Raw genomic sequence first — 23,867 nt, forward strand, 5'->3', positions numbered from 1 at the left:
TTAATTAAAACATTTCCTTAACCATTTTAGCCCCTACCACTTTATTAATATCTAAAATAATTATTAACTGTTCATTTACTTTTCCAATTCCTTCAATAAAATTCTGGTCAATATTAAAATCCCTGAAAAAGCCTGGCGTACGGTCAATCTTGCTTAGCGGAATAGCAAGCGACTGGGGCATTTTAGGAACAATGATCCCTAGCGGATATTCGTCAAAATCAATGACCAGCGTAAAGGATTTGAGAATTTGCTCTTCGTCAAGCGAGGATTGAAGCCCAAACCGTTTTTCAATATCCATGATGGCCACAATGTCTCCCCGGATATTTGCCACGCCCCTGATATATTCCGGGCTCCGTGGCATTTTGGATATGGGAGGAGTTACGGTTACTTCCTTTACCCGCTGAATTTTGATGCCATATTCTTCGTCTCCAAGGATAAAAACGATCAGGAAAATTTCTTCATCCTGAATTTTTTTCCCTTTAGCCGGTGCCCGTTCACTGACAACACGTTCTGCCATTATTCCTTCTTTTTATGATTAGAATTAGAAGATTGGTTAGCCGAATTTTCAGAACCCGTTGTTCTTCCGCTCCGGGATTGATTGCCGTTTTTGCTTTTCGCAGATGATTTTATGCTGCTGCCACTTTTACTATTTGTTTTTTGAGACGATTGCTTTTTGTCATATTCCTGCTGTTGCATTTTGTTTTTAAGCAGCATATTCTCCGATTGTTTCAGGGTGGATTGATAAAACCTGCCCCCGGAACCATGCTCCTGTTTAGCTTTCATATCCCTTTTGCGCTGGCGGAGGAGTGATGCTCTTCTTGCTTCATTGGCATTCTGCAGTTTGAAGGCAGAAATTGAAATCTGCAATTCATCCGCAATCACATTAAGGTTTTGGCTGCTCATGGTCAATTCCTCCATAGAACCTGATAATTGTTGAGCGGTTCCTGCTACCTCGTTGGTGCCGGATGCTGTTTGTTCGGCAATGGCCACCACCTCTTCCACGTATTTCACTACATCGCTGATACTGGCCTTCTGAACCTCTGTGGCGCCAAGAATGTCTTGCGTAGTTCTGAGGGTTTCCTCACTGGAATCAGCAATGTTCTTAAATGCATCGGATGCCTGGAAAGTGGCGTTCTTTCCTTTGTCCACCCTCTCCACCATCGTGGAAATAGCTGTGGATGCAGATGTGGTATCTTTTTTCACATACTCAACAAGGGCTTCAATCTCACTGGCCGATTTTCGGGAACTCTCTGCCAGTTTCCTGATCTCCTCTGCCACTACAGCGAAGCCTTTACCTGCTTCGCCAGCACGTGCTGCTTCAATGGCCGCATTAAGTGCCAGCAGGTTGGTTTGGGCAGCAATATCGGTGATCACACCCAGGGAGTTGGAAATTTGCTGCGAACGGGAACTCAACACCTCAATGGTTTTCACTGCGAGTGTTGCCGAGCTTGATATTTCCTCGATATTTTTTACCACCTCTGAAACGGTTTTAAGCCCGAGCTGAGAAGTTTCTTCACCGAGGGTTGCAGCCTTGTTCACAATGTCAGCTTTGTCTGCCGTTTCATCCGTAAGCTGCATGATCTCTTCAATCAGCTTAAATGCCTGATCCGTTTTAAGCGCCTGATTCTGGGCGCCTTCCGCCATTTGTTGCATTGCAAGCGCCACGTTAACGGTGGCAGTATTCATCTCAATTCCTTTCTGCGCCATTTCTTCAGATGATCCGCCTACGATCAGGGAGCTTTCATTGATCTCACCCAACAGCGAGTTGAGGTTATTCACGGCCACATTCAGTGCCTGGGCCATCACCAGAATATCTCCTGCGGTCTTCACCTCCACCTTTTGGGTCAGGTCTCCTTCTGAAATTGCCCTTACCACGCGGCTTACTTCCAGCACCGGAGTTACAATGGATTCGAGAAGGTCATTCAGCGTGTCCACAATTTCTTTCCAGCTACCGCTCACTCCCTGCAATGTAGCGCGCTCGGTAAGCTTTCCTTCTTCTCCGGCTACTTTAGCCACACGGCTTACTTCATTGGCAAGCCGGTTAAGGTCTACCACCATTGAGTTGATAGTTTCAGCCAGTTCGGCTACCTCGCCTTTGGCCTCCAACTTCAGGCTTTGCGTCAAATCCCCTTTGGATACTGCTGTTACCACCTTGATAATTCCCCGCACCTGCATCGTAAGGTTATTGGCCATTATATTCACGTTGAAGGTGAGCTGTTTCCAGACGCCTTCCACATTAGGAACTGTTGCCTGGCCGCCAAGCTTACCTTCCGTACCTACTTCGCGTGCAACCCGTGTTACCTCATTGGCGAAAATATTCAGTGAGTCAACCATCTGGTTAATATGCTCCTTCAATTCCAGGATCTCACCTTTTACATCTACGGTAATTTTCTGTGTCAGGTCGCCTTTAGCTACGGCTGTTACCACATTCGCAATTTCACGCACCTGAAGGGTGAGGTTTGCGGCCATGGTATTTACGTTGTCCGTGAGTTCTTTCCAGGTTCCTTCCACGTTTGGCACTTTGGCCTGTCCGCCAAGGTTTCCTTCCGTTCCTACCTCGCGGGCCACACGGGTTACTTCCCCGGCAAAAATGTTCAGCGAGTTCACCATCTGGTTTATGCTGTTCTTGAGTTCGAGGATCTCTCCTTTTACGTCCACGGTGATCTTCTGAGTGAGATCACCCCGCGCAACAGCCGTGGCAACATGTGCAATGTCCCGCACCTGCAATGTCAGGTTGCTGGCCATTGTATTTACATTATCAGTAAGCTCTTTCCATGTTCCTTCTACTTTAGGTACGTTGGCCTGACCACCAAGTTTTCCTTCGGTACCCACCTCACGGGCTACACGGGTTACTTCCCCGGCAAAAATGTTCAGCGAGTCTACCATCTGGTTCAGGATGTTTTTCAATTCAAGCAACTCCCCTTTTACGTCTACCGTTATCTTTTGCGTCAGGTCACCGCGTGCTACTGCTGTAGCAACATCGGCAATATCCCGCACCTGAACAGTTAGATTGCTAGCCATTGTATTCACATTGTCAGTAAGTTCCTTCCAGACTCCGGCAACGTCAGGTACATTTGCCTGTCCCCCAAGCCTGCCTTCCGTCCCTACTTCGCGCGCTACGCGGGTTACTTCCTTCGCAAAAATGTTCAGCGAGTTCACCATTTGGTTCAGGTTGTCTTTGAGATCTGCGATTTCCCCTTTCACGTCTACCGTGATCTTTTGGGTGAGGTCTCCTCTTGCCACTGCTGTTGCCACGTTTGCAATATCCCGTACCTGTACGGTAAGGTTACTGGCCATTGTATTTACATTATCGGTGAGTTCTTTCCATGTTCCGGCTACGTTGGGCACTTTAGCCTGGCCTCCAAGATTACCTTCCGTTCCTACCTCCCTGGCCACCCGTGTTACTTCATTCGCGAAGATGTTGAGTGAATCCACCATTTCATTGATATTCTCCTTTAGTTCCAGGATTTCGCCCTTCGCATCCACTTTGATCTTTTGAGTCAAGTCCCCCTTTGCAACCGCTGTGGATACATTTGCAATATCCCGCACCTGGCTGGTGAGATTGCTGGCCATGGTGTTTACGTTGTCGGTGAGTTCTTTCCAGGTCCCGGCTACGTTGGGCACTTTGGCCTGTCCTCCGAGCTTTCCTTCTGTACCAACCTCGCGTGCAACACGGGTTACCTCACCGGCAAAAATGTTCAGCGAGTCCACCATCTGGTTGATGATGTCTTTGAGTTCTAATATTTCACCTTTTACGTTTACGGTAATTTTTTGGGTCAGGTCTCCTTTGGCCACTGCAGTTGCTACGTTCGCAATATCCCGCACCTGCAGCGTGAGGTTGCTGGCCATCGTATTCACATTATGTGTCAGTTCTTTCCAGGTTCCTTCCACTTTGGGCACGTTTGCCTGCCCTCCGAGTTTTCCCTCTGTTCCTACTTCCAGGGCTACACGGGTTACCTCATCTGCAAAAATGTTCAGCGAGTCCACCATCTGGTTGATGATATTCTTTAGTTCCAGGATCTCTCCTTTTACGTTTACAGTGATCTTTTGAGTAAGATCGCCTTTAGCCACTGCTGTTGCCACGTTGGCAATATCCCGCACCTGGCTGGTAAGGTTGCTGCCCATCGTATTTACGTTGTCCGTGAGTTCTTTCCAAACCCCCGCTACATTCGGCACATTAGCCTGGCTGCCAAGTTTACCTTCGGTTCCTACCTCACGGGCCACGCGGGTAACCTCACCGGCAAAAATGTTGAGCGAGTCCACCATCTGATTGATGTTCTCCTTGAGCTGTAATATTTCTCCCCGCACCTCCACCGTTACCTTCTGCGTAAGATCACCCTTCGCAACGGAGGTGGCAACATTAGCAATATCCCGTACCTGGCTGGTAAGGTTGCTTGCCATTATATTCACATTATCTGTCAGTTCCTTCCATATCCCGGCAACATTAGGTACTGACGCCTGGCCGCCCAGTTTTCCTTCTGTACCTACTTCGCGGGCTACGCGGGTAACCTCACCGGCAAATATCTTCAGGTTATCTATGGTGCGGTTGATGGTTTCCGCCATCACCCTGAAATCGCCCGTTACCGGAATTTCAAAGTTCTTATCAAGATTACCTTTGCTGATATTGGTAAGTACTTTTCCCACTTCAAGTACCGGCACCGCAATAGAATCTACCAGACCATTGATATTATTGATCATATCCTTCCAGAATCCGGAAGCATTTTCGACTGAAGCGCGGGCCGTGAGGTTACCTTCCACACCCGCTACCTTAGATATACGCGATACTTCGCCACCCACACCCCCGATCATCTCCACCATCGAGTTGTATGCTTCAGCTATCTCAGCGAAAATGTCATCATTCTCTTTGGTGAGCCTAACGGATATATCGCCTTTCTTAAAAGCATCGAGGGCAAAAAGGACTTTGTTTAACTGGTTCAGTGTGTACTCTTTATTATCGAGCATGTCTGTGTTCAGAAATTTAGTACGTGCCGGCTGATGCCCGACCCGCTTTTGCACACCATCTTCCGGTAGATCTTTAGCTGCCAACTTCTCACTTTCAGGTGTTTCAGGTGTTTTTCTTTTATTCATCTTAATTGAAGATTTAAACTTTGTAACGGGAAATTTTTACATTCAAAAAAAGACAGATTTATGCTAACAATCATTTGTTCATCTTGTTAAAAGTTCTGCCAGGTTTAAACAGCAATTCCCGGAGTGAAAAACAGGGGTAACTCCTGAATTTAAACTGTTCCGGGCAAGGCAAGAAACTTAATCAAGGCATTACAAGATTAAAGAAAAAACTTTATTCAGGGCATCTATATGCTGAAATTTATAAATATTCTAATCTACTTTTTAAACCCGTGCGATGAAATAAAACCTTTCTTACAGGTAATTAATATTTAAAATATCAGCGTAGAAAAACTAAACAGGCGGTGCTTTAAGTGCGGAATGACAGGACGATGATCTATCCCTCAAAAGTTTTGGAATACCTTATTTTTTTGAACCGACAGGTAATTAACCGGAATTTATACATGTTCCTGATTGAAGTCTGGAGGCGCGACTTCAAGGTAGCGGAATAATCAACCAACCCCAGGGAACTGTGGTAATGCCTATTTCTTTTGGTTTCCGTGTTCGCGCTGGTCAAGGAGCAGCTCCAGCTCAATTAATTTCTGCTGAAGATTTTCCTTATGCGGCAGTTCTTGCGCCTTGTGCAATTGAATACGTGATTCACTGATCCTTCCCAGATCGAAGTTGGCGCCTGCCAATCCAAAATGTGCAATAGCACGGTCATGTTCCGTTTTAATACCGGCTTCAAGTGCCTGCTGAAGCTGAAGAATGGCCGGCTTTGGATGATCATTATGCAACTCATAAAACCCCCGCATAAAATGAAAATAGGCCCGGTTAGCACCTTTGAGCTTCTCGGGTTCTTTTATTTCCAGTAAAATCTTGTTGGCACTTTCAATGTCTCCCCTCCGGAACTTGCGGAAGGCGCTCCACACATTGCTGAAATGAAGAAACCCCAGCGCCAGCAGAAGTGATACGAACACCAACAGGCCACCAATCAGCCATTGCTCATTCATGAGATCATAGAATGCCCACAGCGCCAGGCCAGCAACAATTGCAATTCGTATATAACGGTTCATAGCAGTAATTATCCCGTCCAAAGTTCTATAACATTATTATAATACAAACGATATAAATTGAAATAACCCTGGGGTTTATAGATCTCCTGCTTATGCTCTGATTAAATGTATAATATGTATTTTTCTATTACAAAATTTTAACTTTTTAATATACATGTTACTAAAATGAAAACTCAAATTTCCAGAGGTGTGAATTCCGCCAATTCCATCCTTTGCGTTAACAAAATAACCGGTTTACCGACTTTTGCGGGTAACATCAAATATGCTGGCTTTGCATTTACACCCTATATGGTTGCGCATCTTGCTTTTCGTTCCTATAATATCTGCAACTTCACACCAATTGCAGGCACAGGAAACACCATTGCCTGCAACAGAATTTACCCGGCATGATACGTTGCGGGGTAAGCTAACTGCTTTTCGATCATGCTATGATGTCCGGTTCTATGACCTCTCCCTCCGGATTGATCCCGAACGCCAATATATCTCAGGAAGCAACACCATTCATTTTGAGGTAGAAGAAGATTTCACTACGCTCCAGGTAGATCTGTTTTCAAATCTTAGTATTGACAGCATCCTGTTCCGGGGAGAGCAACTACGATACGTGCGGGACAGCAATGCAACTTTTGTCACTTTTCCGAAAAGGCAAATTGCCGGAACCCGCGATCAATTCACAGTATATTATCAGGGGGCGCCAGTTGTAGCTAACAATCCTCCCTGGGACGGTGGGTTCGTATGGAGCAGAGATTCAGCCGGTAATCCGTGGGTGGGCGTGGCCTGCGAGGGAATGGGTGCCAGCGCCTGGTGGCCCAATAAGGATCATCTTTCTGAAGAGCCTGACAGCATGAGGATGCACTTCGAGGTGCCTGAAGCCTTGATGTGCGTGAGTAACGGAACCCTCCGCAAAGCGGAAAACCTGAACGATGGATATATACGATTTACCTGGTTCGTTCATTATCCTATTAATAATTATAATGTTTCGGTAAATATCGCGATGTACGACCATTTTTCCGATTCGATGATCTCCGGGGATGAATCCCTTCAACTGGATTATTACGTGCTGCCCGACAATCTTGAAAAGGCCAAACAACATTTTCAACAGGTGAAACCGATGATGGACTGTTTTGAAAAATGGTTTGGGCCTTATCCTTTTCCAAAAGATGGCTATGCGCTGGTAGAAACACCTTATTGGGGTATGGAACATCAGGGAGCGATAGCATACGGAAATAATTATGTGAATAACCGCTTCGGATTTGACTTTATAATAATCCATGAAAGCGGGCACGAATGGTTTGGCAACAGCCTTACTGTAGCAGACCATGCGGAAATGTGGCTTCACGAAGGCTTTACCACTTATACGGAGGCCATTTACCTGGAATGCACCCAGGGAATGCAGCGCGCAGAAGATTATCTGATGATGCAACGTGGCTACATTGCCAGCCAGGAACCCCTCATAGGGCCGTTGGATGTGAACTTCCACCGTTGGCAAAAAGGTACTGACATATACTATAAAGGCACCTGGATATTGCATACGCTTCGCAATGTGCTGGACGATGACTCGCTATGGCACCGGCTGTTATATGAGTGGGCTACCCGGCTCCGGCACCAAACGGTGACTACTCGTATATGGGTGGATTTTGTTAATGAAAAAACGGGAAAGGATTTTTCTGCTTTCTTTGATCAGTATCTGCGACAGGATCATCTGCCGGTGTTGGTTTATAAACTTCAGCGCAGATGGGGGAAACTTCGGATCCGCTACCGCTGGGAAGCCGGTGCAGAAGATTTTGCCATGCCCGTAAACGCTATAGCTGGAAATGAAGCGTTTCTGCTGCAGCCGGTAACCACAGGCTGGACCCGCCAAAAGCTTGGCAAAGCAAAGCGGCAGGAATTCAGCGTGCCGGAGGAAAAATACCTAATAAGGCTGCTGGAGGAATAACTACTGCACTAACATTTTCTGCGCAAAGGGTTGCCCGTCAATATTTCCCCGGACTACATAGAGTCCCTTCTTCAATGCCTGTGGAGAAAGAATATACCCGCCATCCGTTTTTTGAAATTCCGCGTTTACCGATTTGCCATTCAATGTTTCCACTGATAAATGCTGAACATCTTTTCCTTCAGGGATGCGCAAAATGATCTTCCCTTCCACGGTGTCATACAATACCTGCAACCTTACCCTCTTCTTTTCGATAGTTGACAGAGGCGAATTCCGAAGCCAGTAGAGAATAGTATCCGATACCTCTTTTGCAACTTCAGGGTGGGTGGAATCAGTTAAGAAATGATTAATCCCAGGCAAAATATAAACGTCTGCTGATGCGCCCAGTTGCTGCTGAAAGCGGTAGGCATTTTCAGGCGTCACATTATAATCATCTGTGCCCTGGATAAAAAGCGCAGGAACATCAGCCGTCCGGTAATACGCTACTGATGAATCGGATTTGTGGATCCAGTCCAGCCAGAAAGCAGGATAGGCACCCATGATGGGTGTATTCATATTCCAGGTACCATTGCGCAACTGCGTGAAAATCGCAAGGAGCTGAGCTGCCTGCGCTTTGCCAAAATTCGAGTCTCCACAAGCTGTATAAATATGCCGGATCTGCCCGGCTACCGCACTGTCAATCGCCATTGAGGGTGCCGCTAAACCTACGAGGGCCGCCACATCATCCCGCTCATTTGCCACAATATTGATCATGTTCCCGCCTTGGCTGTGCCCCATCAGGATCAACCGCTGATTGTCTGCCATCGGATGCGACCTCAGAAAATCCAGGGCACTATGTACATCCCGGATAAAATCATTTATCGTGATGTCTTTGAGATTGAGAGACGCAGCATGTGTCAGTGTTCGTTTGTCATACCGCAGCACGATGTAGCCTTCCGCTACAAAAGCCGCAGAAAGATCGGCAAATGTTTTTACCGTATCGCCATAAAGTCCCGGGAAAAGGCAGGCAGAATTTGCATCCGTCAGCGCTATGGATTCATCCCGTGAATTGGGGCCTGAGCCATGTACCAGTACAATTGCCGGGAAAGGGCCGTTGCCCGCAGGAACGGCCAGAGTTCCATTGAGCGTCAGCGTATCCGTTTTAAATGTTACCTCCTGTTCCTGTGCAATTAAATATTGAATTGCAAAGCACAATACAATGGTGAGTAAGATCTTATTCATGGCATTAAAAATTGATTTTTCAATAAATAAAATAGAAATTTAGAAAGCACCTCTGCCAGAAAAAGCGCAATGAGGAAAGAAATAATGCCCCGCGTTCCGCATACATTGCAGGAAACAGCATAGCCCCGGTAGCTCAGCACCATTGCCCATACCACCAGCACGATGGTGAGGAGTAGATGAACCGCAAACAGCACCAGATGACCTGCACTGATGCCGGGTTCCGGTCCCTGATCCATGAATGTGTGTTCAACATATTGCTGCACCTCTGCTGCCGGTACAGCCAGTGCTGTAAGAGCAATGATCAGGAAGGGCCAGCGTGCAAAAGCTGTGGTACCAAAAACGTCAATGGCGCGAAAAGCCGTTCGGGAAACGATCTTCCCGGCAACCAGCAGAAGCACTGCAAGAGACAGCCAGTTGATAAAACCCTGCACGATAAAGAACCACGCAGGTGCAGCAGCACCATAGTGAACATCCACCACGCCATCCAGGTGCAAATTGCCGGGAATGCATAGTGCCCCGGTTAGGAGGATGGCGAGCAAACCAGCGATCAAGGCAGTGCGCCCGGCAATAATCTCAAAGGGATGAAACAGCAGTTTCTTCATGGTTTTGGGTCCTTTTTGATTTGGTCCATTTCGTTCAGCCGGATGATGATCCCATCCAGGTAGTTTCGTACAAGGGGATAGCTTCGCTTCATGATTTTCGCCATTTCTTTCAGGCTGCCGCTTGCCTTTACAAACCGGAGGATAAACTCCTGCTCCTCCTGCGACAAATTGGCCATCGGAGGTAACGAAAAAAGGCCCTCCACCTCCGTTCCGCATTCCGTGCATATCAGACGCTTTACACTTAACTGATGGCTGCAGCTCGGGCAGCGGTGAGGAAATCTTTTTTCGCTTTCGGCCATCAAAATTTACAAGTTGGGCCACAAATATAAATAATGTTTATTATTATGTAAATAATATTTATATTTTTTAGTCTTAAATTAAAATATCTTCATCCTTATCAAAAAGACCAAAATCCGGATGCTACCTTATTAAGGGTATATCATTGCTTCCCCTCCATAAGGCATTTTTTGGAAAATCTGCATGAATTAGTTGTACAGGACGAAGCGGCTTGTGTTCTTTGCGCTCCTATTTAGAATTGATCTAAATAAAAATAGCCGCCTTGAAACTCCTTGTTTTATTCATTCTACACTGCCTGATTCTGGTACTTGCTGCCGGCAAATCGGGAGCACAATCAACTGCTTCAGTGGCAGGTACGGTCACGGGGCAAGAGGGCGAAGCAGCGGTGGGGATCAATATAGTGCTGAAAGGAACTTCTACCGGCACGGCAACGGACGTGAACGGCAATTATCAACTTTCCGGACTTCCGGCAGGAACTGCGACCCTGATTTTCTCCGGGATCGGTTATGAAGCTTTAGAGCAAGAAGTAGAACTCCATATTGGTGAGCAATTACGGCTAAATGCAGAACTACGAACTGACATGCTGCTGCTCAAGGCTGCAACAATTCGTGAGAATTCTGTGAGAGCCGATATTAAACAGCAGGCATTTTCTGTGAATGCCCTGGAAGTTGCCGCAGTACAGAACCTCAATGCTGACGTTAACCAGCTTCTGAATGCTTCTTCAGGCGTAAATATCCGTGAAGAAGGCGGGCTGGGTTCAGATTTTAACTTCTCCCTCAACGGGCTTTCAGGGAAACAGGTCAAGTTTTTTATTGATGGCATTCCAATGGAAAACTTCGGTTCCTCCATGTCATTGAACAACCTGCCGGTGAACCTGGTGGAACGAGTGGAAGTGTACAAAGGTGTGGTGCCGGTATCGCTGGGTGCCGATGCACTGGGAGGCGCCATCAATATTATTACTAAGCAAACACGCCAGGATTTCGCAGACCTCTCCTATTCATTCGGATCTTTCAATACCCACCGGACGGCATTTAGCGGGCAGTGGGTAAACGACTCTACAGGATTGGCAATTCGTACTCGGGCCTTCCTGAATTATTCTGATAATGATTATGAGGTGGATGTGCAAGTGGCTGATCCTGCCACAGGAAGCTATGGCGAACCGGTCAGGCTCAGGCGCTTTCATGATGCGTATCAATCCCAGATGGTACAGGTGGAAGCCGGCCTGATGAATACGAAGGTTGCCGACCGGTTGCTGGCGGGCGTCCTGGCATCGGGAAATATGAATGAGTTACAGCATGGCACAAGCATGGACCGCGTTTTCGGAGATGTCCATACGCGTGATCAGTTTATCATGCCTTCGCTTCAGTACAGCAAAAAGGATCTCCTGAAAAAAGGCTTAAGTGTAAATGCGTATCTGTCCTATGGAAAGAGAAAATCATGGGTGATCGATACCAGTTCCCGGCAATATGACTGGTTTGGAAATTATATAACCAGGAATAATCATCGCATAGGAGAGGCAAGCTGGCAGAAGTCACTTTTTACTTTTAACGACCATAGTGTGCAGGCCGTGGGTAACGCCTCGTACCAGAAAGGTAGGAGCCGTACCGATTTCAACTATACGCAAAGCTATCTTGAAAGAACTGGCGAGGATCCGCTGGCTACTTCGCCCATTCCTTTTGCCAATCCAAATCATCTGAATAAACGCGTGCTGGCGCTAGGCCATACACTCGAAATGCTGCAAAAAAGATGGTCAACAAGCCTCTTTTCAAAATATTATGTATTTGATTCTAAAGTCATAAACGTATCCTATCAGGATGAAGTGACTGCCGAAATTTCCCGCTTTCGGAAACCGGGATTTGGACTTGCCTCCACATTTTACTTTACAGATTTTTTACAGCTAAAAACATCTTACGAAAAAACTTACCGGCTCCCTGAAGGGCATGAACTCTTCGGGAATGGCCTGCTGTTGCAGAACAATCCGATGCTGGAACCGGAAGAAAGCCATAATGCCAATCTGGGATTGCTCCTCAGAAAGGCCACTGGTAAAAATGAAATAGAAGCAGAGGTAAACGGTTTTTACCGAAATGCCAAAAACCTGATCCGTATAGAAGCAACGGGCATTACGAGCCAATACGTAAACCTGGCCAAAGCCCGCAGCAGTGGAATTGAGGCCGGGTTTCATTATACCTGGAACCGTTTCCTGATCCTGGGAATGAATGCTACATATCAGGATATAATCAATACCACCGAATTTGACGGACAGACCCGGAGCTATGTTTACCTGGATCGTATTCCCAATATCCCCTGGTTTTTTGGAAACGTAATGGCCGGGATTCAGCAGCGCAATGTCTTTTTTGAAAATGACAGGATAGCCCTGAACTGGAGCGCCCGGTACGTGGAGGAATATTTTCTGAAATGGCCGAGCCTCGGAGATCCTTCCAACAAGCACATTATTCCACATCAATTCCTGCAAAACTTATCAGCCACCTACTCTGCCCGCGATGGACGGTACAATGTGACGTTGGGCAGCAACAACATCGCTGATAATATTGCATACGACCATTTCCGGCTCCAAAAGCCCGGGAGAAGTTTCTACTTGAAACTCCGCTGTTTCATTGAATCAAAACCTCAACTTTTATCTAAAAATTAATAAATTAAATAACAATGAACGTATTAAAAATGAAGTCATTAATAGTCCTTCTTATTGGTGCTGCCGTGATTTCCGGTTGCAAAAAAGACGAGCCTGTAGATCAGCCTGAAAATGCCCCTGAACACGTAATCGCTTTGCGGGCACAAGGCACCTCCGCTGAATCTACTGACTATCTTCTTGCTGCCGATAATATCATGAGCGGTGAATTGACAGCAGAGGGACAAGGAATAGAGCAAACCGGCTGGCGCTATTTTACCAGTGCCCATAATACCGTTTTCAGCATTGGTTATGGTGATGACAATAACTGCATCGGCTACCACATTGATGACAGCGGCCAACTTGTGGAAAAGGGCCGTTTCGTTTTCCAGACCACACTTGATGTGGCAGGCGAGATGGATGATGATGTATTGTTGGCGATGGAAGTTCCGCGCGGTGCTTTTATAGACCGGGTTTTCCACAGGATAGATGCCAACGGAGTTTCTATCATCTCTAAGGTACCGACCTCTATTTATGAAAACAGGGAAGATTCCCTGGTGGCATGGCCTACAGCGATTGTGCAGCGCGGCAACGAAGTATTTGTTCCGTTTTACCTGCTCCATGCCCGCGGAGATTTTACTACGCCCTCGGCTGATACGGCTTATGTCGCAGTATATTCCTATCCTGATCTGGAACTGAAACGCTACATAAAAGATACCCGCATGGGGCCCATCGGTATTTATGGAAACGCATCAGGAATGATCAAAACCGAAAACGGTGATCTGTATGGTTATTCGGCTGCTTCGTTGGCTTGTGGTTTTACCAGTACGCCCAAAAAATCCGGAATTCTTCGCATCAGAAATGGCGAGAACGAATTTGACGCGGGTTACTTCCTGGATATTGAAAGCGCTGCCGGAGGCAAAAAGCTTTCATGGTTCCATTATATCGGTAATGGGATGGCAATCGGGCGAATGGTTACAGATGACAGCCAATTGTGGGGCGCCTTCACCGTAACTAATCCTATTTGCCAGCTCGTGCTCATCAACCTGGAAGCGCAAACCGTAACTGAGGTCAGTGGAGTGCCCTTGCACGGTGGCCAGTACTCTACCCCAGTTCTGCTGAAAAATGATAAAGTGTACATGAATATTACTACCGGCACTGATGCACACATTTATGAAATAGACCCGGCAAGTTCAACAGCCGTAAAGGGCGCCCTGATCAAAGGACAGGAAGTTCAGGGTATCTACAGCCTCAATTAAAAGCCCCATCTGAAATAACATGGCCGGTAAAAGGAAAAATACCTTCAGATCAATTATTGGTAAATTACACCTCTGGCTCGGACTGGCGTCTGGGCTGGTGGTGTTCATAGTCGCCATTACCGGCTGCATCTATGTTTTTCAGCACGAGATCCAGGAGTTAACACAACCCTGGAGATTTGTAACTCCACAGGAGGTAAGCCTGGCACCATCTGAACTTCTGGATATTGCCCGCACTGAACTTCCTGATAAGCAACTACAACGGCTGTACGTAGAGGATCCCGGCCACGCAGCGTATGCCCTCTTTTATGGAGAAGATGGGCATTATTACAGCGTTTTTATTAATCAGTATACCGGAGATGTAATTAAAGTAAAAAACCTGCGCAGGGATTTCTTCACTATTATTCTTTATCTCCATATTTCTCTTTTATTGCCGGGAGATATTGGAACTGACATCATTTCTTATGCGTCATTGATTTTTCTCTTCATGATGATCAGCGGAATCATCATGTGGTGGCCAAAATCCATCGCTGCACGCAAACAACGTTTTTCAATAAAATGGACAGCCCGTTGGCGCAGGGTGAACTATGACCTCCATAATGTGCTGGGCTTTTACATGTCATGGGTGGCTATTTTTATTGTGATCACGGGCTTGGTCTGGGCTTTTAAATGGATGGAGACCTCCGTGTATTGGGTAGCTTCAGGTGGAGAATCGTTGCCGGAGTACGCGCGCCCGGCATCAGATACCAGGGCTTCTGCCACCTCCGACCCCATAGACAAAGCATGGTATAAAGTGAGGCAGGAAGCCGGGCCCGATATGGCAATGGCCATCTTCGTCCCGCAACGACCTGCGGATCCAATTACAGTGATGGCCAATCCTGGGATGGAAACCTACTATCAGCTTAGCTATTATTATTTTGACAGAAATACGCTGGAGGAGCTTCCGGTAAATCATCTCCGGGGAAAATATTCTGACGATGCCAGCATAGCCGAAAAGCTTAACCGCATGAACTACGACATTCATACAGGCGCCATTTTAGGATTACCAGGAAAACTGATGGCCTTTTTTGCAAGCCTCCTTGCTGCCAGTCTGCCCATTACCGGGTTTATGCTATGGCTCGGCAGGCGAAAAAAGGCGAAAAAGACGCTTCCTGAAAACCGCAGGGGAAGGATACGAACCATGCGGCAGGTTAAGACCCATTCGGAAAAGGTGAAGCGCACAGAGTTGCTGGAAGCTGAAGCTTGACAGGCTGTAATGGCTCAGGCCTGTTTCTGCTCTATAAAAGTTTTCACAATTGAATAAAATGTGTCCGGCTGGTCAGCGTGGAGCCAATGGCCGGCATCCTTTACTGTGGCAAAAAGAGCTGCGGGAAAGATCTTGCGGATGTCAGGTTGATCTTCCTCTAAAATATAATTGGAATTTTCTCCGCGAATAAAAAGCGCAGGTTTCTCAAATGGCTTTCCTGCTTCCAATGCAGCGCTGATCTCTTCATAATGGTCAGAAATTACCGGCAGATTCATTTTCCAGCGATAACCTCCATTTTCTTTTCGCGCCAGGTTTTTCAGCAGGAAAAGCCTCACACCCTCGCTTTTGATGTATTGCGCCAACTGCTCATCAGCCTCATTGCGTTTATTAACTTTATCCAGATCCAGATTCTCAAGCGCTTCTATTATGCTGTCATGATGCGGATCATACGCTTTGGGCGCCATATCAGCTACCAATAGCATCTCAACCTTTTCAGGAAATTGCATAGCAAACTGCATAGCCGTTTTGCCGCCCATCGAATGTCCCAGGACTGCAGCGGTTTTCAGCTCATGCTGCTCCATGAATTCTGCTAAGTCCTTTGCCATCAACCTGTAATTATGATGATCGGAGTGGGGTGATTTTCCGTGATTACGCTGGTCTACTGTAAATACGCAAAAGTCTTCGGCAAATCTGCCGGCCAGCGTGTGCCAGTTGTCCAGGCTGCCAAAGAGCCCATGAAGGATAATGAGCACCGGGCCGTCCTGGCCATACTTTTTAAAATTAAGTCGCATATAAAATGGAATTGCTGTAAAGGGATATACAGCAAAGCAGAATAAATGTGCGGAAATTACTGGCGTGCCTTACCAGAAAGCACGGCAGCGCAGCTATCAAAACCGGAATTTCGCTGCACTGTGCAGGTGATGATATAAGTGCCGGCAACCTTTGCTGTGAAGTAGGCGATTCCTGCATTATGTTCAGGTTGCTCCGTTTTCAGGTCCTTAACAGGTTGTCCGTCAGGTTTGGTAATTGTGATCGTCACCTGATCCGCCTCTTTTTCTGTGATGAGACAAACTACGGCCTCATCGCCAGGCTCCAGGATAATATGCCCTTCGTAAGGTTGCTGAGGAGTAATATACTGCGCCTTGGAGGCCGATACGTCATATTTCTCCTGGAGATTGAAGAGATGCTGTGCAGATTTATAATCCACTTCCTTGCTGTAGCAGGTATGGCTTTGAGCGCCTGCGGTTTGGCAGAAAGCCAGCAGCATGAGGTATAAAATTGTTGTTTTCATAATTGGCAATGATGTTCAAACATAAACAATTTTTGCAATGCAAGTGTGCGACATTTTGGGATATTTCGATAAACTATTTCAAGGCCCCGGCAAAGGAGGTATTCCGGATAATACCGGAAATGACGGGCACTTTACTATCTGCTGAAAAAAGGCACAAACGCCACAGCGCTTATTCCTGCGCCTGAGTTGTCCCTAATCCCATTCCACTTTCCCCAGGCAGTTCAGCTTGTTTCCATTTCAACGACTGCAACATAGTATCAATATCCGCGCGAATAAAATCAATTACAGGCTGCAGCGAATCACGGTTTGGAGCCGCATTAAAATAGAGCGCTCCGCGTAAATAATGGTCAGTACTATCCGTCACAAAGAACTGGATTGAGGAGGCCACATCGCCCTGTATTTTGTAGAGCAATCCATACACATCATGGTCAGTTAGTGTGATCAACTCCGGTTCATATCCCTCCGCTATTACGTTGTGCTTCACCACAAATCTGAAGGCATCTTCTGTCAGCTCATATAAGGATTCATTGTCAGTAATCTTTTTATAACTGATATGGATCTTAGCATTAAAATCAGGGAAAACGAGATTCATATAACAGGGTTGTGCATCCCGGTCCTGATCTGCCTGTATGCTGGTATAAACCGGGTGGCGAAAGGTAAAAGGACAGGTGCTGTCAAATTTCTGGTACTGTTTCTCCGGGAATGGGATCCTGAAGTAGGTGTATCGCCTGGGCGTAGGGGACTCATCGCACGAAGCAATAAAACCTAAGCTCAGGATTAAGATCAAAAAGAAAATAGAATTACGCATTATGAGAACTTTAAAAGAAATTAAAGGCTGGCCCCGGCCGCGCCTGCAGAATCTGCGGATTCCGATAAAAATTCTCTCCAGTCCCTGAATTGTGCCTCTTTCAGCACCCTGGGAAATTTAATTTGCGCGCCTTCCTTTCCGTTCTTCTTCAGCCACTGGCGGAACCGGTCCGGAGAAACTATGGTAACTGTGATTCTTTTGAGTGTATTTTGGCGAACAACGCGATAATCATCATTCAGAGTAGCTAAGGTACTGTCCAGGTGTTCTGTAAGTTTATGTGGGTCTGTATCTTTATCATTTGTTCCGATAAACCAGTGATGAGCAAATCCGGAATTTTCCGGCACACCGGCCACTGTAAATTCCGTTACGTGAATATTCATTTGCGCAGCGGTAAGTTCAATTCCTTTGTTCATGTTTTCTACTGAAAGGTGCTCACCGGCCAGGCTAAGGAATTGTTTGGTACGGCCAATAATCCTGATTTCCTGCTTTTCCTTTGAAATAATACGAATTACATCGCCAATGAGATAGCGCCAGGCCCCTGCGCAGGTTGACATTATGAGGGCATAATCCTTCCCTTCCTCCGCATCGGCCCAGGTAAGGGCCTCAGGGTTTTTCTCCAGATTACCGGTGCTGTCAAAATTATTGTTGTTGAAAGGAATGAATTCATAGAATATTCTATTGCGTAAAAGCATTCTCATTCCTCCTGCACCGGGTTCAGCCTGATATGCGATAAATCCCTCTGAAGCCAGGTAAGTCTCCAGATAAATCAGAGGCTTTCCCAACAGCTTTTCAAAGCTCCTTTTATATGGATCGAAGGAAACGCCACCATGGGTAAATACCATCAGGTTAGGCCATACGTCATGGATAGTCTCCACCTTGTAATGGCTGATAATTCTTTCCATCAAAAGCTGTATCCAGGAAGGAACGCCAACTACGGCAGCCACATCCCATTTGTGAGCCTGCTCTGTAATCGCATCCAGCTTTTCCTGCCAGTTCCTGTTGGCCGAAATACGTTTGCCGGGTTTATAAAACGGTTGAAACCAGATGGGCAGGTTCCCAGTGGTAATTCCAGAAAGATCACCGGCATAATGAATTCCATTGTAGTCGAGGCTGGTGCTGCCTCCCAGCATCATTATATCTTTCTCGAAGAAACTGCGTGGCAAATCGCATTTCGCTAGTGAGAGCATTTGGCGGATGCTTGCACGCTGAATAGCTGCGAGCATACTCCGCGTTACGGGAATATATTTGGAAGCGCCCTCAGAAGTTCCTGAACTGAGGGCGAAATGAGCAACCTTTCCAGGCCAGGTTACAGAGCTTTCGCCCTGCAGACAAAGTTGCCACCATCTCGACATATCCTCATAAGAATGCACCGGCACTCTCTGCCGGAAAGCCGCAACAATATCGGCCTGCTTTAAAATTTCATTGAAACGGTATTCTTTCCCGAATTCGGTGTTGGCAGCTTTTTGCAGCAACCGTTGTAATTCCCGAACCTGCAGCAATCCGGTATCGCCTTTTTGCGCAGGGAGGTAGCGAGTTAGCCCCAGTCCGTTCTTTAGTACCAATCCTATTACGCCCATAGCGATGCAAAGATTAATTGTTGCAAATCATTATACCCTCCTGATCGCAGGAAAATATGAATAAATCCGGTAAGATTAATTGGCTTGTTAAAAAAAAACCACTGCAGGAGGCGACAACCTACATCAAACTAAGTACTAACACTTATCCTGAAATCAGCAAAAATACCCAACATCGTTGCCATAAAAATGGTTATATTACAAACCCATTTTACACGAAGTTGAGCCTTGTTTCTTATTCAATATAAAACCAACAACCAATCAGTGTATTTACTTACTAATTATTATTCTGTCATATGAAATCCTTGCTTTTCCCCTCCTTCATTTCAATCTCATTATTGCTGTTGCTTTTGGCAGCTTCATGTAATCACTCAGAAAAAGCAAGTGGCGGGAAAATCACTTATATCATGGAAGCTGAAGGTGCAACACCTGAGCAGGTGAACGAGCTGGAAAAAATCCTGGCGAAGCGGATCTCCTCCGCTTTAGAGGGTGGTGAATTTACGATCAGGAAGGCTGGTCAAACCATTGAGGTTGACATCATGCAATTGAGGGGAATGCCGGATATGGTAATGCTCCTGCAAAGCCGGGGAGAGACTGGTATACATGAAGTTTATGACAATCTGGAATTTTTTCCGGTGCTGGAACAGGTAAATGAAAAAATGAAACCGGTTCCTGGGGAATTGCTTGCGGAGGCTTCTGCTTCGGCTCCCGCTGCTGCAGCCACTTCGCATGGCGGTGCGGCTTCTCATGCCGGAGAAGCACTGCATCTCCGCCCGGTTTTACAATACCTTCGCCCATGCACATCAACTGATGACGCGGGTGCGATAAAGCTAAAGACAGGACCGGTTACGGGCTATGTAAATATTCCGGATACCGCTGATTTTTATCATTTTTCAAAAAGCGAAGAGGTGCAATTTCTGTTGCCGGAGAATGTACATCTGGCACTGGGATCCCGGCCCGTGAACTCAGGAGATGCGGCTTTCGAGGTATTTGCCGTTAAGAAATATCCTGATAGCAACGCTGCCTTTAATCTTACAGGAATGCACGTAAAAGAGGTGGCGGTAAAGCAACGGAAGCGAAAACCGGTTGAACTGCAAATTGAATTTACACCTGAAGGCCAGCGTAAAATGGATGAACTGGCCCAAAGAAACTCAGGGAAAAATATTGGTGTGTTACTTGACGGAAAGGTGATCAGCTATCCAGTGATCAAACAGTCTTCAGGAAACACCAGCCTTAGTCTTACCGGGCATTGGACGTTGAGCGAAGCCTCTGCAATGGCCGCTCTGTTTCCTTCTGAACCTTTGCCTCTGCCGGTAAAGATTATTTCTCTGAAGAAGTATCAATAATTCATTCTGCATCTCTTCGCTGCCTGATCTCAATATCCAGATAAACCGGCAAATGGTCACTGTAGCCTCCGAAGTATTTTGATCCTCCATAAGTACGGTTGGGCCGCAGGTTCGTTGAATCGCTGCCATACATCATTTCCTTTCTGCTGAAGACTCCGGCCTTCGTTGCCCGGATAGCGGTGCTGTCGCTGTTGCTTTTCAATATTCCTGAAACAATAATCTGATCCAGCATATTCCAGTTTCCCCGGTAGTTATAGCTTCCCAGGCCCTGTTGCTGCAGAGGATACATGAAGTTATAAAGAGAGGCCGCTGACAGCCATTCATCCTGCCCGGTTGCTTTTAAAGTTGCATACAGACTGTGGTCAGTGGGCTCATCATTAAAATCTCCCATAATGATAATCTGTGTTTCTGCATTAATAGCGAACAGCGAATCCAGTTTCAGTCGAAGAACTTCTGCTGCTCTTATCCTTCTTGGCCGGCTTGCTTCTTCTCCACCCCACCGGCTTGGCCAGTGGTTCACAAAAATGTGTAGCGTATCGAGTTCGTTTACAATGCCTTTTACATAAAGTATATCCCGTGTATTTTTATCCGGGTCAAAAGGAAACCTTACCTCTATCGCCTGATGTGCAAGGCTACGGAACAGCGTACTGTCATAGGCCAGAGCCACGTCAATACCGCGGTTATCAGGAGATTCCTCATGGATCAGAGCAAAAGGCCGGGTAGCGAGGCTTCCGGTTTTCAACAAGTCCTCAACCACTTCCTGGTTTTCCACTTCCGCAAGCCCGATCAGCAATATCGGAACTTCCTCCCCAGACCAGGAAATCACATCAGCCAACTTCTCCAGCTTCGCTTGGTAGCGCTTTGTATTCCAGTTATGGTCACTGCCCGGTGTAAAAGCGCCATCCGATTTCCTGGGTGCATTCAGGGTATCAAAGAGATTTTCAACATTATAAGATACCACCCTTTTTTGGTGCAGTATGAATTGTTCTTCCGGCTCTGCTGCGGGCTTGCGCAGCGTTCCGCAAGCTGAAATAAAAAAAATGCAGAAAACAATAGATGACCAACATTTCATTTTAGGAGAAAAGATATTTAAGATTAAAAGCCAGGAAAAAGAGAAATAGAAGAATAAACAGCCAGGCTGCAATTCTATTATGTTTATGAAAGCGGAGTTTGAAAAATAAAACCATGAAGATGAAGGATATAATAAACCAGGCAACAAAATTCTGCACCGGGATCAACTGATTTTCCCAGTACCAGAAATCGTACTTCATTGCAACCGGCTCCATCAGCGCATCTGTTCCGGTCATCATAATGGCGCCAGTGAGGCATTTTACCAACCAATGCACCGGAATCCTGTTGCTGAGGACCCCGGCACCATAAGTCATTAATATCCAGTTCACGCCTAAGATCAGCGGCACATTGAGAAATTGCAAGCCGAGGTTTTCGCCATAAATGTAATTGCCAAAAATCCAACCGGTGTTCACCCCCAAAACCTCAATGCCAAACCCGGCCACGTATACGGTAATGAGAAAGGTGATGAAGTTTGGCGTCCAAACCTGGAAAAACAATATGGCCAGCAGTGAGATGATAAGGATGACTGGCACCAGTTTCAGGAACAAAGGCTGCAAAAATGGAACTTGCAATCCGGCAAAACCCACCGCATAGAGTACCGCAAGGATATAACCGGTAATCCGCCTTATATTTTTATGCTTTTCCAAATGTTTATTTTGTGGGTTTCTGACGTTGGTCAGGTGTGTTATCTAAGGGAGTAAAAATATTTTTCCGGGTTTAATATCAGCTTGTAATGAAGCTGCTGGCGGGATATCAATGAATTTACTGCACCACATAAAATGACAAGAGCAAAACTAAGCAACAACAGAACAGGAAGAGTAAAATGGAACTAAGCCAGGATTGCCACGGAAAGCCCCGATAAAACAATGGGCTTATCTAAAATATTCCAATGATTATAGAGCGGAAATTGAAAAGATTTTCCCTGGTTTAAGATATACCTTTGCACTCAAAAAAACAGCAGAAATTATGAGCAACATCACCCTCACGATGATAAAACCTGATGCAGTGAAGGACGGCAATACAGGCGGAATTTTAGAGATGCTCAGTAAGGCCGGATTTCAAATTATTGCGATGAAACTGACTTCTCTCAGCGCAGTCAGGGCAGGCGAGTTTTATGAAGTCCATAAAGAAAGGCCCTTTTACCAGAGCCTGGTGAAATACATGTCTTCAGCTCCCATTGTGGCCGCAATCCTGAAAAAAGAAAATGCGGTTGAAGATTTCCGGAAACTCATTGGCGCCACTGATCCGGCACGGGCTGAAGTAGGAACGATTCGTAAAAAATATGCAAAGTCTATTGAATCCAATGCAGTACATGGATCTGATTCAGATGAAAATGCTACAGGTGAGGCGTCATTTTTCTTCTCATCACTCGAAAGATATTAATATATATAAAGTGTCTCATACGAGGCAGGAGTGGCATTATAGTAGTTGAGAGCTAAATTCATTAATTTCGCACATTAAAGTTCCCAGCAGCAGTAACATTATATGGAAAAAGAAGAGGGAAAATACCCGGAACAGCAAAGGAAGGAAAAGAGAAACCGCTCCATTTTAATTGGCCTGATCGTATTGCTTATTGCGATCAATGGCGTCATTGGTTTTATGCTATACAGAAGCAGCCAGGAACGGCAAGAAACGGCTGAAGCACTAGTAGAGTCGCAGGAGCTGAGGGTAGACCTGGAAAATCAACTTGCGGATCTTGAAGATCAACTCCTGGAATACCGGGGCCAAAACGCAGAACTGGATTCGATGGTTGCTGTAAAAACCGCTGAAATTGAGCGGCAGGCAGAGGAGATCCGGCAAGTTCTTCGTGAAAAACAAATCACCCTCAGTAATTACCAGAAAGCCCAAAAAGATATTGAGGTGTTGAGATATTACATCAAGAAATATACAGGGCAAATTGATTCTCTTTCCAAAGCGAACACCATGCTTACAGAAGAAAACACAGGTCTCAAGGAAACTGTGAAGACAGTAAAGTTGGAATCAGATAAAATCAAGGATGTGAATGTGCGCCTGGAGAATAAGTTGTCGTTGGGTTCAATGCTTCAGGTGGAGGCGCTGGATATCGCAGGAATAAGACTAAAGGGCAGCGGAAAAGAAAAGGAAACCTACAGAGCTAAGCATATTGACCAGATTAAAACCTGTTTTAGTATAGGCGAGAACTTAGTAGCTGAAGAAGGGTACCGGGATGTATTTATGAAAGTAATTGATTCTGAGGGAAGCACTATCCATGCAGAGTCGCTCGGTTCCGGCACCTTTGAGCTTGACGGAGATCAGGCATTATACTCCACCAAAAAAGAAATTTACTACAACAATAAGCCACAGAACTATTGCATTTATTTCGACAAAGGCAATGCGTTTACTGAAGGCACCTATACCATTGAGCTTTACACGGAAGGGTATCTTCTGGGCAAGCAATCAATAGAGATCAAATAATTTCCTCAAAAATTTCAGAGTTAAAA

At 46.0% G+C, this 23,867-nt stretch carries 19 protein-coding genes; 7 read left to right on the forward strand and 12 right to left on the reverse strand.

Annotation, left to right across the window (positions count from 1 at the left end):
- Window positions 1-4: 4 nt before the first annotated feature.
- The 3 genes from WD077_09875 to WD077_09885 all read right to left on the reverse strand — a co-directional run bounded on the left by WD077_09875 (window position 5) and on the right by WD077_09885 (window position 6,140).
- The gene (locus tag WD077_09875; GenBank protein ID MEX0967536.1) at window positions 5-517 is read right to left on the reverse strand and encodes a chemotaxis protein CheW; all 513 of its coding nucleotides are present in this window, start codon (window positions 515-517) and stop codon (window positions 5-7) included.
- Window positions 517-4,962, reverse strand: a complete 4,446-nt coding sequence (locus tag WD077_09880; GenBank protein ID MEX0967537.1) for a HAMP domain-containing protein — start codon at window positions 4,960-4,962, stop codon at window positions 517-519. The genes WD077_09875 and WD077_09880 overlap by 1 nt, the downstream gene beginning before the upstream one ends.
- A gap of 644 nt (window positions 4,963-5,606) precedes the next feature.
- A complete protein-coding gene (locus WD077_09885; protein ID MEX0967538.1) occupies window positions 5,607-6,140 on the reverse strand; it encodes a hypothetical protein in 534 nt (177 codons plus the stop codon).
- 271 nt (window positions 6,141-6,411) lie between these two features.
- On the opposite strand from WD077_09885, the gene WD077_09890 reads away from it, so the two are divergent.
- The gene (locus WD077_09890) at window positions 6,412-8,073 is read left to right on the forward strand and encodes a M1 family metallopeptidase (GenBank protein ID MEX0967539.1); all 1,662 of its coding nucleotides are present in this window, start codon (window positions 6,412-6,414) and stop codon (window positions 8,071-8,073) included.
- On the opposite strand, the gene WD077_09895 is transcribed toward WD077_09890, so the two are convergent.
- From WD077_09895 to WD077_09905, 3 genes are read right to left on the reverse strand one after another with little or no spacing between them, the layout of a single operon-like run.
- Window positions 8,074-9,291 (reverse strand): alpha/beta fold hydrolase, encoded by a 1,218-nt coding sequence (locus tag WD077_09895; GenBank protein MEX0967540.1) that lies wholly within the window; start codon window positions 9,289-9,291, stop codon window positions 8,074-8,076. It lies immediately after the preceding gene.
- A complete protein-coding gene (locus WD077_09900) occupies window positions 9,288-9,893 on the reverse strand; it encodes a hypothetical protein (protein MEX0967541.1) in 606 nt (201 codons plus the stop codon). Before WD077_09900 ends, WD077_09895 begins: the two co-directional genes overlap by 4 nt.
- Window positions 9,890-10,192, reverse strand: a complete 303-nt coding sequence (locus WD077_09905) for a DUF2089 family protein (GenBank protein MEX0967542.1) — start codon at window positions 10,190-10,192, stop codon at window positions 9,890-9,892. Before WD077_09905 ends, WD077_09900 begins: the two co-directional genes overlap by 4 nt.
- 260 nt (window positions 10,193-10,452) lie before the next feature.
- On the opposite strand from WD077_09905, the gene WD077_09910 reads away from it, so the two are divergent.
- From WD077_09910 to WD077_09920, 3 genes are read left to right on the forward strand one after another with little or no spacing between them, the layout of a single operon-like run.
- Window positions 10,453-12,840: a TonB-dependent receptor gene (locus tag WD077_09910; GenBank protein MEX0967543.1), complete on the forward strand. Its 2,388-nt coding sequence runs from the start codon at window positions 10,453-10,455 to the stop codon at window positions 12,838-12,840.
- A gap of 29 nt (window positions 12,841-12,869) precedes the next feature.
- Complete coding sequence (locus tag WD077_09915; protein ID MEX0967544.1) at window positions 12,870-14,075, forward strand: DUF4374 domain-containing protein; 1,206 nt, start codon at window positions 12,870-12,872, stop codon at window positions 14,073-14,075.
- A 19-nt stretch (window positions 14,076-14,094) separates the two neighbouring features.
- Entirely contained in the window at window positions 14,095-15,318 is a 1,224-nt protein-coding gene (locus WD077_09920; protein ID MEX0967545.1) for a PepSY-associated TM helix domain-containing protein, read from the forward strand.
- A gap of 14 nt (window positions 15,319-15,332) precedes the next feature.
- On the opposite strand, the gene WD077_09925 is transcribed toward WD077_09920, so the two are convergent.
- The 4 genes from WD077_09925 to WD077_09940 all read right to left on the reverse strand — a co-directional run bounded on the left by WD077_09925 (window position 15,333) and on the right by WD077_09940 (window position 18,994).
- The gene (locus WD077_09925; GenBank protein ID MEX0967546.1) at window positions 15,333-16,109 is read right to left on the reverse strand and encodes an alpha/beta fold hydrolase; all 777 of its coding nucleotides are present in this window, start codon (window positions 16,107-16,109) and stop codon (window positions 15,333-15,335) included.
- A 56-nt stretch (window positions 16,110-16,165) separates the two neighbouring features.
- A complete protein-coding gene (locus tag WD077_09930; GenBank protein ID MEX0967547.1) occupies window positions 16,166-16,609 on the reverse strand; it encodes a hypothetical protein in 444 nt (147 codons plus the stop codon).
- Between the two features lie 169 nt (window positions 16,610-16,778).
- Entirely contained in the window at window positions 16,779-17,417 is a 639-nt protein-coding gene (locus WD077_09935; protein ID MEX0967548.1) for a gliding motility lipoprotein GldD, read from the reverse strand.
- A 20-nt stretch (window positions 17,418-17,437) separates the two neighbouring features.
- Window positions 17,438-18,994: a GH3 auxin-responsive promoter family protein gene (locus WD077_09940; GenBank protein ID MEX0967549.1), complete on the reverse strand. Its 1,557-nt coding sequence runs from the start codon at window positions 18,992-18,994 to the stop codon at window positions 17,438-17,440.
- 404 nt (window positions 18,995-19,398) lie between these two features.
- Between WD077_09940 and WD077_09945 the strand changes: the two genes are divergently transcribed.
- Complete coding sequence (locus WD077_09945) at window positions 19,399-20,337, forward strand: hypothetical protein (GenBank protein MEX0967550.1); 939 nt, start codon at window positions 19,399-19,401, stop codon at window positions 20,335-20,337.
- 1 nt (window position 20,338) lies between these two features.
- Here the strand turns inward: WD077_09945 and WD077_09950 are convergent, their stop codons facing one another.
- On the reverse strand, window positions 20,339-21,409 hold the full coding sequence (locus tag WD077_09950; GenBank protein ID MEX0967551.1) for an endonuclease/exonuclease/phosphatase family protein: 1,071 nt from the start codon (window positions 21,407-21,409) through the stop codon (window positions 20,339-20,341).
- 1 nt (window position 21,410) lies between these two features.
- A complete protein-coding gene (locus WD077_09955; protein ID MEX0967552.1) occupies window positions 21,411-22,055 on the reverse strand; it encodes a carotenoid biosynthesis protein in 645 nt (214 codons plus the stop codon).
- A 316-nt stretch (window positions 22,056-22,371) separates the two neighbouring features.
- Here WD077_09955 and WD077_09960 point away from each other — a divergent pair, with 316 nt between their 5' ends.
- Both WD077_09960 and WD077_09965 read left to right on the forward strand, forming a co-directional pair.
- On the forward strand, window positions 22,372-22,791 hold the full coding sequence (locus WD077_09960) for a nucleoside-diphosphate kinase (GenBank protein MEX0967553.1): 420 nt from the start codon (window positions 22,372-22,374) through the stop codon (window positions 22,789-22,791).
- Between the two features lie 102 nt (window positions 22,792-22,893).
- Window positions 22,894-23,841 (forward strand): hypothetical protein, encoded by a 948-nt coding sequence (locus WD077_09965; GenBank protein MEX0967554.1) that lies wholly within the window; start codon window positions 22,894-22,896, stop codon window positions 23,839-23,841.
- Window positions 23,842-23,867: the final 26 nt, after the last annotated feature.

It is taken from the genome of Bacteroidia bacterium (assembly GCA_040880525.1).
Taxonomy (GTDB): domain Bacteria; phylum Bacteroidota; class Bacteroidia; order CAILMK01; family JBBDIG01; genus JBBDIG01.

Bases quoted from the DNA above. Each gene is read 5' to 3' on its own strand.
- WD077_09950 (MEX0967551.1), bottom strand. From the start codon at position 21,409: ATGAAATGTTGGTCATCTATTGTTTTCTGCATTTTTTTTATTTCAGCT.
- WD077_09965 (MEX0967554.1), top strand. From the start codon at position 22,894: ATGGAAAAAGAAGAGGGAAAATACCCGGAACAGCAAAGGAAGGAAAAG.
- WD077_09915 (MEX0967544.1), top strand. From the start codon at position 12,870: ATGAAGTCATTAATAGTCCTTCTTATTGGTGCTGCCGTGATTTCCGGT.
- WD077_09935 (MEX0967548.1), bottom strand. From the start codon at position 17,417: ATGCGTAATTCTATTTTCTTTTTGATCTTAATCCTGAGCTTAGGTTTT.
- WD077_09920 (MEX0967545.1), top strand. From the start codon at position 14,095: ATGGCCGGTAAAAGGAAAAATACCTTCAGATCAATTATTGGTAAATTA.
- WD077_09925 (MEX0967546.1), bottom strand. From the start codon at position 16,109: ATGCGACTTAATTTTAAAAAGTATGGCCAGGACGGCCCGGTGCTCATT.
- WD077_09900 (MEX0967541.1), bottom strand. From the start codon at position 9,893: ATGAAGAAACTGCTGTTTCATCCCTTTGAGATTATTGCCGGGCGCACT.
- WD077_09945 (MEX0967550.1), top strand. From the start codon at position 19,399: ATGGAAGCTGAAGGTGCAACACCTGAGCAGGTGAACGAGCTGGAAAAA.
- WD077_09905 (MEX0967542.1), bottom strand. From the start codon at position 10,192: ATGGCCGAAAGCGAAAAAAGATTTCCTCACCGCTGCCCGAGCTGCAGC.
- WD077_09875 (MEX0967536.1), bottom strand. From the start codon at position 517: ATGGCAGAACGTGTTGTCAGTGAACGGGCACCGGCTAAAGGGAAAAAA.
- WD077_09940 (MEX0967549.1), bottom strand. From the start codon at position 18,994: ATGGGCGTAATAGGATTGGTACTAAAGAACGGACTGGGGCTAACTCGC.
- WD077_09885 (MEX0967538.1), bottom strand. From the start codon at position 6,140: ATGAACCGTTATATACGAATTGCAATTGTTGCTGGCCTGGCGCTGTGG.
- WD077_09880 (MEX0967537.1), bottom strand. From the start codon at position 4,962: ATGCTCGATAATAAAGAGTACACACTGAACCAGTTAAACAAAGTCCTT.
- WD077_09895 (MEX0967540.1), bottom strand. From the start codon at position 9,291: ATGAATAAGATCTTACTCACCATTGTATTGTGCTTTGCAATTCAATAT.
- WD077_09930 (MEX0967547.1), bottom strand. From the start codon at position 16,609: ATGAAAACAACAATTTTATACCTCATGCTGCTGGCTTTCTGCCAAACC.